The sequence below is a fragment of the Endozoicomonas sp. SESOKO4 genome, from assembly GCF_024606275.1.
This window is the reverse complement of record NZ_JAHHPS010000158.1, coordinates 1-3,544: the sequence shown is the minus strand read 5'-3', so window position 1 is coordinate 3,544 and position 3,544 is coordinate 1. Positions and strand designations below refer to the sequence as shown.

Annotated in this window: 2 protein-coding genes; both read right to left on the bottom strand. The window is 45.7% G+C overall.

Translation table 11 applies throughout. From position 1 onward, the window contains the following. Positions 1-3,135 (bottom strand): hypothetical protein (locus tag KDK16_RS02970; RefSeq protein ID WP_257274607.1); only part of this gene is annotated, 3,135 nt, incomplete at its 3' end. Between the two features lie 87 nt (positions 3,136-3,222). After that, positions 3,223-3,544, bottom strand: a 322-nt coding sequence (locus KDK16_RS02965) for a hypothetical protein (protein ID WP_257274606.1), incomplete at its 5' end; no start/stop codon positions are given.

Sequence of the window (3,544 nt, the reverse complement as noted above, 5' to 3'; positions counted from 1 at the left end):
ATCTTTATAATCTTTAATGTTGAGTTGATGAGCAATTTTATTGTTACAGGTTCTCCTGGCACTCTCATCTTCATAGAGTTCGCCTACTCTATCCCGTAATTCCTGAATTCTGTCGCTTAGAACATATTGCCGGACAGACAGGTTGTCATCGTCTTCAAACTCTACCTCCAGATCACTGGCCAGTTTAGCTGTGAAACTTTTGCCTCTCTCAATAGCATAAGGGTTTTCATGAGGGGCGATATTCAGCTCGTCCTCCAGATCGATAAGACGACTTGCTTGTTGTTCTCTGGCTCGCTGATCCCATTCTTCGATTATGTAGTTGAGACGATCACGAATCGTCATGGGTTTGATAGCCATTTCCGAAGAGTTCCCTTCCGGATACTCCCAGTCTGAACTGTCTGAACTGTCTGAACTGTCTTCCCACCAGAGCGTATCGTGCATTTCATTCAGCTCGTCTTTTGAGATATCACCGGCATCAAGCTTTGTCAGAATCCTTTCGAGTCTTGCTGTTTTATAATCACCTTCATTGATCTCGATGTTGAGTAATCTTTCCACATGGTCCAGTATGGAATGGGCCTTTTCTTCTGACCGCTTTCTGGCCTCTCTGATGTTCTGATCTATGCGTATAGAAATGATCTGATGAAGGTTATACACACTCTGCTTTTGATTGAAGTATTTACCCTCATTCAGAACTATTAATACCCCACGAATTGTCTCCAGTACCTCGGGCATCAGTTTGGGATGGCCTGGTGTTTTGATGTCTTCCAATTCAGTTTTCAGCTTTGAAGGCTCCAGGAGCTTCTCAATTACCTTTGATTTTATACTATCGCTGTCTTTCAGGCGGATGTCTTTGGCCGGATCAATGCCAAGAAACGCTGCCAGAGCGTCTCTTTTGGCTAAGGTGCAATAATCCTCCATACCGAGCTGATTAGTTATTGCCTTAAGTTGTTGACGCAGATCTTCTTCCCGGGCTTTCATTGTCTTAAATGTTTGCAGCAGGTGTTCCTGTTGAGCGTCAATATTTTTATTGCTATCAAAATTCTGAATATTTAAATGAGCGGCAATGGTTGCATAACGAGCTTTTATTTCAGCATCTGTTCTGGAGTCCTCATGCTGAAGAAGCTGTTGAGCGACCCAGGCTTGCTGTCGTTTGAGGTGTTGCTGAATGGCCTGTCGACGGACTTCCGGATTCTTTCTGTTATCTGAGACCAGACCGAGTATACTTTCGAAGTTAGTCAGTGAGTTCTGGATGACCACATTGTTGAGTTCTACCTTTTGTTGCAGCTGTTGTTGAATGGACTGATAGCAGGTATCCAGATCATCTTCATGGTTCAGAGTAATACCTAACCTGCTTTCAATGGGTGCCAGTCTTGCTTTTACAGCTTCTTGCCATGGCTGTGTTGTTGTAGCATCTTTTTCGTCAAGAGTTCTTTTGATTTCAAGAATTTTCTCCCTGATGATTCTTTCTTGTTCTTCCAATGGCTGGGTATCGTCCCGGTTATCAATACCAAGCTCCGCTCCCAGTTGTGTGTTGATATAGACTCTTGCTTCTGCCACAGAATCGCGAAGGTGTTTGTCAATCGTTGGAAGTAGATTGACCATGTGCTGAAATTTCTGTAAACAGTTTTTCTTTGCTTCCAGCTTTTGTTGATATTGACGCTGAAAATATGGCTGTTGACCCACCTTGGCCAAATTCAGCCAAAGGTGCATTCGAATCATCTCATGACGGGCTTTCGGGTCATCTTTTTTATTGGCAGGCAGACCGAGCTGACCTTCGATTATCGTCAGTTTATCCCGGAATATCTCATCGGTCTGTTCTGCCTGTTGCCGCAGATGCTGTAGAACGAACTCAGAGCGGCCACCCAGATCGTTTTCATTGTCTGAAACAATGCCGAACTGGCCTTCAATCACTGCCAGTATATTTTTTACAGCCTGCTCCGGAGTCACCTCTGTTCCGGTAAATGTTGCGGCCACCGATCGGTTCATTTCATCAATTTTCTTTCTGAGGAGTCTGGCTTGTTCTTCCAGTGACCAGGTATCATCCCAGTCATTCATACCCAGTACTGCCGCCGCATGAGCGTTGCGAGCTTTTGCGGCATCTGCGGTATTAACCTGTGTCCTGTGGTCTTTAAATTGTTTCCAGAGATCATAGTGGCTTTCCACAAAGGCAATATCGGTGGGATTCTGTTTCTGACGACGGAAAACAATCATTTCCCCCGAAACCTGATCCACTTCCAGCTTTGGATAACCCGCAGGCAGAGGATAAATCTGTGTCTCATCCCCGACGTGAACAACATAGCCGACGGGTTTATGACAGGACAACAGCTCGTTCAGAGCTTTCTGTTGTAAATCGTCTTTCAGAATATGAACCTGCGTATAGGCAGAGGTGGCTGCCGCCAGAAGCGCTTCATCATTGATAAAGAGTGATTGACCAAGACGCTGTAACTCGGGAGGCTCATCGGCAGCAGCGACAAGACGCATGAAGGTGCGCCCATTCACTTCAACTTCGTCTACTGAAACGGTGGCAAGGGCGACATAGTTATCAACTTCACCAAGGTTTCCTGCTCTTTCATTGGCACCCTTCAGTAATCCGGCCAGTTGTTCGGGTCTGGCGATTTTTGTTAACGGATCTAATGGTTGGATGTCACCAGATTGATTTCGAATAGCCTCAATGGAATCCTGATCGGTCATTCCGTCTCTGACTTCAATGACCAGTTTTTTTTCTGCAAGGTTATGGGTGAACCTGAAGATCCCTTCATTACCGACTTTCAGGACTTTGGTGTACTTCCGGGCAAAGTCATTGTCGTCGGTTTCAAACAGATCAACACTGGAAACGCCACCCTTGATGCCAGAAAGAATGTCTGTAAAGCCTTCCGAAGGAACGCCATAGTCTGCTCTGACTTGAGTACGATCAGGGTAAGTGGTTGTAAAAGATTTCGGTATTGGCTGCTGGTCATCACCTAAAGTTGGCTGGACCATGACCTCACTCGAGGTAAACTCCACATGTTTATTGCCCTGAATATCGAAAGACTTTGTCTGTAGCCTGCGATCCGCCAGAGCCTGAGTACCAATGATGGAGGAGCTGATTGCAACGACCACAGCAAGGCTTAATGCATTGGGGCGGGCATTTGTCATTTTACTACCCAGAGCCGAGTACTTCTATTACCCGAAAAAGTGATAACTAAGCCAGATGAGGAAGCAGCTTTTAATGGCTCATAGCTGTCAGTGGGTTATGGTTGCAGATAGAGACCCCGATTGAGGGGCATTGCTCTGATCATGACCATGAACTTTCTGATCATCGCCCTGTTGCCTCTTGTACAAGGCACCCAGAGTGTAGAAGTAAGGAATACTTTCTGCATGGGAGAACGACCATTCAGGCACATTTTCCTTGAAGTATTTCTCCCAGCCATGCTCAAACATCTCCATGGAGTGATCGCGGCGTTCACGAAACTGCAGATAATTTTCCTGTCGGGACCAGCCATACATCGTGTTGTTGGCTTTAACACGGTTTGCATAGTCTTCATCGGTTTCACCATAGTGTTGA